At 59.7% G+C, this 7,281-nt stretch carries 10 protein-coding genes; 4 read left to right on the top strand and 6 right to left on the bottom strand.

From position 1 onward, the window contains the following. Positions 1–115 precede the first annotated feature (115 nt). The 6 genes from VFG49_RS19265 to VFG49_RS11875 all read right to left on the bottom strand — a co-directional run bounded on the left by VFG49_RS19265 (position 116) and on the right by VFG49_RS11875 (position 5,860). Complete coding sequence (locus VFG49_RS19265) at positions 116–277, bottom strand: dienelactone hydrolase family protein (RefSeq protein WP_414649115.1); 162 nt, start codon at positions 275–277, stop codon at positions 116–118. A gap of 238 nt (positions 278–515) precedes the next feature. Continuing rightward, positions 516–713, bottom strand: coding sequence for an FAD-dependent oxidoreductase (locus tag VFG49_RS19260; protein ID WP_414649116.1), 198 nt, complete (start codon positions 711–713; stop codon positions 516–518). Positions 714–811: 98 nt separating this feature from the next. Beyond that, on the bottom strand, positions 812–2,515 hold the full coding sequence (gene alsS, locus VFG49_RS11890) for an acetolactate synthase AlsS (RefSeq protein ID WP_324860732.1): 1,704 nt from the start codon (positions 2,513–2,515) through the stop codon (positions 812–814). Between the two features lie 55 nt (positions 2,516–2,570). Continuing rightward, on the bottom strand, positions 2,571–3,359 hold the full coding sequence (budA, locus tag VFG49_RS11885) for an acetolactate decarboxylase (protein ID WP_324860730.1): 789 nt from the start codon (positions 3,357–3,359) through the stop codon (positions 2,571–2,573). A gap of 41 nt (positions 3,360–3,400) precedes the next feature. After that, positions 3,401–4,831, bottom strand: a complete 1,431-nt coding sequence (gene fumC / locus VFG49_RS11880; RefSeq protein WP_324860728.1) for a class II fumarate hydratase — start codon at positions 4,829–4,831, stop codon at positions 3,401–3,403. A gap of 123 nt (positions 4,832–4,954) precedes the next feature. After that, a complete protein-coding gene (locus VFG49_RS11875) occupies positions 4,955–5,860 on the bottom strand; it encodes a LysR substrate-binding domain-containing protein (protein WP_324860726.1) in 906 nt (301 codons plus the stop codon). Between the two features lie 56 nt (positions 5,861–5,916). Between VFG49_RS11875 and VFG49_RS11870 the strand changes: the two genes are divergently transcribed. The 4 genes from VFG49_RS11870 to VFG49_RS11855 form a co-directional block, all read left to right on the top strand. Continuing rightward, positions 5,917–6,126: a succinate dehydrogenase assembly factor 4 gene (locus VFG49_RS11870; protein WP_324860724.1), complete on the top strand. Its 210-nt coding sequence runs from the start codon at positions 5,917–5,919 to the stop codon at positions 6,124–6,126. 75 nt (positions 6,127–6,201) lie between these two features. Continuing rightward, positions 6,202–6,597 carry a succinate dehydrogenase, cytochrome b556 subunit gene (gene sdhC / locus VFG49_RS11865; protein WP_324860722.1) on the top strand — a complete coding sequence of 132 codons (396 nt, stop codon included), beginning with the start codon at positions 6,202–6,204 and terminating at the stop codon, positions 6,595–6,597. Further along, positions 6,594–6,989 (top strand): succinate dehydrogenase, hydrophobic membrane anchor protein, encoded by a 396-nt coding sequence (gene sdhD, locus VFG49_RS11860; RefSeq protein WP_324860720.1) that lies wholly within the window; start codon positions 6,594–6,596, stop codon positions 6,987–6,989. Before sdhC ends, sdhD begins: the two co-directional genes overlap by 4 nt. 4 nt (positions 6,990–6,993) lie before the next feature. After that, the coding region (locus VFG49_RS11855) for an FAD-binding protein (protein WP_324860718.1) at positions 6,994–7,281 on the top strand (288 nt) is incomplete at its 3' end.

The raw sequence follows: 7,281 nt of genomic DNA, 5'->3' as shown, positions 1-7,281 counted from the left end.
TCGGATTACGCTCAATAGGGCCACGTCGATCACTCCCGTTACTCCCGCTCGTGCTGTGAGCGGAGGGTGGTAGGAAGTGGCTCAAATTTGGGCGCACATCACCCGGGAAAGTGGCTCAGTTTTGGATGCACATCAACAATCCGTGGTCCGCCAGTTCGCGGCAGGATTGGCGCATGACCTTATTCACACCGAACACTTCCTGTAGGACAACGACTGCTGGTGCCGGTGTTTTGGTAGGTCGCTCGATGTAAACCGAGAAACGACGCCATGCCGACAAATGGGGACATCCTGGCGATGACGTGAGACGCCTCGCTGATCAAAATGAGACGCCACGCTGATTTCCGGCCAGGGCGACGGCTGATGAGCCGGGTGGGCGTCGGCCTTGCAGCATCGCTTCAAAGTGACCAATCTTGGGTCGTGGACGGGACCCGTCGCTGACCTCTTTGTCGATGTTGCTCCTGCGGGCACATACACCCACACCGAACCGTACGCCTTCCAGCCGGAGCCGGGCGCGGTCAAGGGCCGGCAATGGCCGCTTCGGTCATTGGCGCGAGCATGGCGGCCGCAACCCACGCCGCCGACTGGGCACCATCCCGTCCACCTCGATCGTATAGTGCAACGCGATATCCGATACCGGCGAGTTGCCATGCGACAAGACGACCGCATAAACCTCCGCCGAGAATGACGACGTCGCGTGAGCTAGCGCATGTCACGTTCACTTGTCAGCTCCCATGTCCGAACCCCACCATGACCGACGAAGGCCATGATGGGGTTCCAATGCCTGATGCTCTGTGGACTTGATTCGGTTTACTTAAGCCGCCGCCGATGTCTCGCCCAGTTCGGCCATGGGGGCCATCAACTGTGGGTTGTAGCTGTAGTCGACCGGTACGGATACCAGGGCAGGGCCCTCGACATCCATGGCAGCACGCAATGCCGGGCGCAGATCTTCGAGCGACTTGACCGTGAGGCCTTTGGCGCCGCAGGAATCGGCATACGCGGCGAAGTCGATCGGTCCAAAATCCACGCCGGAGCCGCGGCCGTATTTTTTCCGTTCTTGGATCTCGACCATGTTGTAGGCATGGTCCACCCACACGACGTGGACGAGATTGCACTTCAGGCGGACGGCAGTCTCCAGCTCCATGCTCGACATCATGAAGCCGCCATCGCCGGACACCGAGACCACTTTCTGATCTGGATGGACAATGCTTGCCGCGATACCCCAAGGCAGGCCCACGCCCATCGTCTGCTGGCCGTTGCTGATCAGCATCTGGCGGGCGCGGAACGAGAGCATGTAGCGGGCCAGCCAGATGTGGAACGAACCCATGTCCAGGCACGTGGTGACGTCGGGTGTAATGATGTCCGCCATTTCACGCACGATCTCGAGCGGATGCAGCACATCCTTGCGCAGGCTGCGCGCGCTGGCCAGTGCCTGCAACCGATCCGCCTTGTACTGACGCAGGATGCTCTCCAGCGCTTCCGAGCGCGGCAGGCTGCCACCGATCGTCTTGGCGAGCGAGTCGACGCTTGCGGCCACATCACCGATAAGTTCGACGGCCGGTGCATAATGGTTGTCCAGCTCCGCAGGGACGACATCGATGTGGACGATGGCGCGACGTTCATCGACGTTCCATAGATTGGGATCGTATTCCACCGGGTTGTAGCCGATGGCGATCACGACGTCTGCTTCATGCAGCAGACGATCGCCCGGTTGATTACGAAATAGGCCGATGCGTCCGCCGAAGCGGCCTTCCAATTCTTTAGAGACTGCGCCAGCTGCCTGATAAGTGCCGACCACCGGAGCGCCGGTAACGGCAATCAGTTCGCGAATGGCCTGGGCGACATGCGGTGCACTGGCTACTAAGCCGAGCAAGATCACCGGACGCTTTGCCTTGCGAAGGATCGATAGCGCGTCGACGATGGCGCTGTCGGGGGCGCCGCCTAGGGCCGGCACTTTCAGGCCGGCAAGCACTTTACCTTGCGCCGGCATATTCAAGATGTCCATCGGCGTGCTGACGAAAGCCGCGCCCTGGCGGCCGCTTTCGGCCGCACGCAGCGCATTGGCGATCGTTTCCGAAACAGCCGACGGGGCAGGGATCTCGGCGCTGAACTTGGTCACCGGCTTGAACAGGCTGACCGTATCCATCGTCTGATGGGTGAGCTTAAGGCGGTCGGGCATTTTCACCGCGCCGCCGATGGCGAGCACCGGATCGCCTTCGGAGTTGGCCGTCGCAAGCCCGGTCACGAAGTTGGAGGCGCCTGGCCCGGAGGTGGCCAGTGCGACACCCGCTCGTCCGGTAAGGCGACCAATGCCGCCGGCGATGAAAGCCGCATTCTGCTCGTGCCGCGTCACCACGGTTTTGATGGGCGAATCGACCAAGGCATCAAACAACCGGTCGACTTTGGCGCCCGGTATGCCGAAAACGTGCGTAACACCATGGGCAACGAGATTTTTGACAATCAGGTCGGCACCGCATTCAGGTGTGGCGCCGTTGAGAGAAACAGTGGAGCTACTCATCGGAATTCCTTCGCGGACGTATCGCCCGCGTATCAATATGCGGGGGAGGGGCGGTTTACTCGCCTTCGGCGATGCGAATCGATTCGTGCAGATCTGCAGGGTTGAGATCCGCCTTGGCGAAAGCCTCGTTTCGCGGCAGTGCGATTTCCACGTCGGAGATCACCGCCAGTTCGACCTCGCCGGCATGCAGCTTGTAATCCATCACGTGACCGCCTTTGCCGGCATCCATGTCGAGGAAGTGGACGTGATAGCCAGCCACGTTGATGCCTTGCATGTAGATCGGTGTGCGGAAGCCGAGCATCGTGCCGCTGGTAGCGCCAAAGCGGATGGTCGGTTGCTTGGCGACCACTTCCAGCATCTTCGGATAGGGTTTGCACTGGCAAAAGACAGTGCGCGTGTGCACATCCTCGAAGATGCCGGTAAAGCGTACGGCAACGATGAGATTGGAGTTTCCGATGCGCTCATCGATCAGAGCTTCGAATTCCGCCTTGGTCATAGGCCGCTCAAGCTCAAAGCGCTGCTCCGGTTTAAAGAAAGTGACACAGGCGAACGGTGTCAACGCGTCCAACGGCACGTCGCTTACACCGCCCTCTGCATGAAGTTGATGCACATCGCTGTCATTGACGATCATCTCGCCGTTCAAGGCATTGAAGGTGCCAAGCCCGAAATCGCCGTGTTCGAGCAACGCATCGATGGTGAAGTCGCCGTCATAGACACCGTCGAGCAGGGCTGACATCGTGGAGGTCTGGAACAGCCGGTTGGCCGTGTGCTGTGTATTGGCCAGCGCTGCCGCTGGCTGAGCGCGCGTTGCACCGCGAAGCGGACGAAAGACTTCGTTGCTCATGGTATGAACTCAGTGTCTGGATAGTGGATCGGGTGCGAGCGTTATGGCTCGAGTGGGTGCGTCATGTTGGCCGGATTGACCCACGCGTCGAATTGTTCGGCGGTGAGGTGGCCAAGCTGCAGGGCGGCTTCCTTGAGGCTGATATCCTCGCGGTATGCCTTGAGGGAAATCTGGGCTGACTTTTCGTAGCCGATATGCGGATTGAGTGCGGTCACCAGCATCAGTGAATGATCGAGATTGGCCTTGATGCGTTTCTCGTTTGGCGTGATGCCGGCAGCACAATGCTGGTTGAAGGAACGCATGCCATCGGCAAGCAATTTGCCCGAATCCAGCACGTTGTGCAGGATCACGGGCTTGTAGACGTTCAGCTGAAAATGCCCCTGCGAGCCGGCGAACGCCACGGCGTGATCGTTGCCGAATACCTGCACCGCGACCATGGTCAATGCTTCGCATTGGGTGGGGTTGATCTTGCCCGGCATGATCGAGGAACCGGGCTCGTTTTCCGGTATTTTCAGCTCAGCGAATCCTGCGCGCGGCCCGCACGCGTACAAGCGCACATCATTGGCGATCTTCATCAGTGCGCCGGCTAGCGTGCGCATCGTCGCGCTGGCGTTGACCAACTCGTCATGCGCTGAAAGCGCGGCGAATTTGTTGGGGGCCGAATAGAAGGGTAAGCCGGTTTCGGCGGCGATCTTCGCTGCAGTGACCTCACCGAAACGCGGATGGGCATTCAAGCCGGTCCCGACTGCGGTGCCGCCGATGGCAAGTGCCAGGCAGCCCTGGAGCGCCGTGTCGATGCCTAGGCTGGCGTGTTCGAGCTGTGCCGCCCAACCTGAGAAAACCTGGCCGAGGGTGAGTGGCGTGGCATCCTGCAGATGCGTGCGGCCGATCATCACGACATTGGCATATTCCTTGGCCTTGGCCACGAACGTATCGTGCAGTTCGGTCAGCGCCGGCAGCAGGTCGTTCGCCATCTGCTCGACGGCGGCGATGTGCATCACCGTCGGGAAGGCATCGTTCGACGATTGGCTGTGGTTGACGTCATCATTGGGGTGGATCGGCTTCTTGGATCCCATCACGCCATAGGCGATCTGGATCGCGCGGTGGGCGATCACTTCGTTTGCGTTCATGTTGGTCTGGGTGCCGGAGCCGGTCTGGAAAACGACAAGCGGAAATTCGCTATCCCATTCGCCATCGATGACTTCCTGCGCCGCAGCAACGATTAGATCGACATCCGCCGGTGGCAATTGACGCAGTTCGCCGTTCGCGAGCGCAGCGCACTTCTTCAAAATCCCGAGCGCGCGAATCACAGGGCGTTGCCAGCGGTAGCGGTCGACGCCGATCGTAAAGTTCAGGCGCGAACGCTGTGTCTGCGCACCCCACAAATGATCTACGGGCACTTCCACGTGGCCCAGCGCATCCTCTTCGATGCGGATCGTGGATGGTACAGATTGCTTCTCGACTTGGGACATACTGGTTCTCCAGTCCGAATACGGAACAGGAGAGAGTGTCCGAGGATGGCTTCTGCCAACCAATATGTTCGAAGTGTCGACTTCGATATCTTTTACTGAAAGACGAACGCTTTCAGGTGTTCATTAGCTGCCACGACACTCTCGCGCCAGATGGCGCGCCACGGCCAGAAATCCGCGCAAGGCAGGCGAACGATCGTTATGTCGCCATGCCAGGCTTATGGGGGCCTTGGGCACTTCGCCCGCAATTGGCATATACACGACGTCGTCCGCGCGAATCTGGCTGATCGAACGCGGCACAAGCGAGACACCGAACCCGGCGCCCACCATCGGCACAATCGAAGCGATCTGGGGCGCTTCCTGCCCCAGCTGCGCTGCGAAGCCGGCGTTTTCGCAGGCTGCCATGATGCCGTCGTAAAGTCCTTGTCCGATCGCCCGGGGAAACAGAATAAATGTTTCAGCGGCAAGTGCCGACAAGGAAACGGGTGCCGCCGATTGCGCGAGAGGATGAGTGCGAGGGAGCACCACCAGCATATCTTCTTCGATCAGCAGTTCAGTCTGCAGGTCGTCCGAGCTTTCAATAGGAGGTCGGATGAATGCCGCGTCCAGTCGTCCACTGTGCAAGCCCTCCAGCAACATCGGCGTATTGCTCTGCTCAGGCGAAAGCACGACGCCAGGATGCCTGCCGCGGTATTCCCAGATGATGGACGTCACCAGCGATTGGAAATAGGTGGCACCGGCAAAGCCAACGCGCAACTGGCCGCTTTCGCCGCGTGATAGCTGCTTCACTTCGGCAATGGCTTGCTCGGTATGGGCAAGGATCTGGCGCGCATGTTCGAGCAGCAAGGAGCCGGCCTCGGTCAGTTCCACGCCGCGGGACAGGCGTCGGAACAGCTTGGTGCCGATCTCTCGTTCAAGACGCTGGATCTGCAGGCTCAATGGCGGCTGGCCGATGCCAAGGCGTTCGGCAGCCCGTCCGAAATGACGTTCCTCCGCCACCACCACAAAGTATCGAAAATGCCGAAGTTCCATGGGGTTCTGCCTGATTTATACCGAAAGCTATCGAAGTCACTACTCTGAATATATTAATGCGCAAATCGCACGACTGTACGCTTTCGTTAATGCAAAGTGCACTTGATCTGGATCCCAGCGCCTCGAATCTGCCCGCCACTCTGGAGCCGGAGCGTACCGTAATGCCCGTCTGTTCTGCACGGATCAAGGAAAAGAGCGAGGTTTCGGCATTGGACCCCACCCGATACGGCGATTGGGAAAAGAACGGGCGTTGCATCGATTTCTGATTGCTATGCGCGTGACGAGCAGCAGCAATTGCTTGAGGGGATAGGGATATCGACGACTTTTCGAGAACATCTGACATGACGAACGCACAACGACCGCTTTCACCCCACCTGCAGATTTATCGTTGGCAAGTGCAGATGGTGACTTCCATTCTCCATCGGGCCACGGGCATCGTGCTCGCCTTTAGCACGCTGTTCATTCTGTGGGGGCTGATCTCACTGGCCGCGGGCGAAGCGGCGTACGACCAGTTCAAACGTTGCGCAGGCAGTGCGATCGGTATCGTCGTGCTGGTCGGTTGGACGTGGGCGTTCTGCTATCACTTGTGCAACGGCGTGCGGCATCTAGTGCAGGATACGGGTGCAGGTTACACCGTCACACAGTTCGGGCGTTCGAGCCGACAGTCGATCGTCGGCAGTGTCGTGCTCACGCTGATTGTCTGGGGTTACGTGTTGTTTCTTGGGGGTGTCGCGTGAATGCGAGTACGAAAAACCTTCGCCATCCCCTCAAGCGCGCACGTGGCCTGGGATCGTCCCAGTACGGCGTCAGTCATTGGTGGACACAGCGCTTGACCGCGGCCGGCTTGGTGCTGCTTGGCATCTGGCTTGTCATCACGGTGCTCGGCTTGTTGCGCGCTGACTACGCATCTGCCCGCGGAGGGGTCGGCCGGCCGTGGAATGCCATTCTGATGATCGCCTTCGTCGTCACCGCGTTCTGGCATGCCGTACTGGGTCTGCAAGTAGTGGTGGAGGACTACGTCCACACGCGGTGGAAAGAAATCGCGCTGATCGTTGCCATCAAGTTCGCCGCAGTGCTAGGTGCATTGGCTGGAACACTGGCGGTATTGCGTATCGCACTGGGAGTCTGAGCTCGTGGAAGCATACAAAATTCAGCAGCATAAGTATGACGTGATCGTGGTCGGCGCCGGTGGCGCGGGCCTGCGCGCCACCTTCGGCCTGGCCGAGAAGGGCCTGAAGGCCGCCTGCATCACCAAGGTGTTTCCGACCCGCTCCCACACGGTGGCGGCGCAGGGCGGCATCTCGGCGGCGCTTGGCAACATGGGCGAGGACGACTGGCGCTTCCACTTCTACGACACGATCAAGGGCTCCGACTGGCTCGGTGACCAGGACGCGATCGAGTACATGTGTCGCGAGGCGATC

The sequence above is a fragment of the Dyella sp. genome, assembly GCF_035685885.1.
GTDB lineage: Bacteria > Pseudomonadota > Gammaproteobacteria > Xanthomonadales > Rhodanobacteraceae > Dyella.
This window is presented reverse-complemented; position numbering and strand designations above follow the sequence as displayed.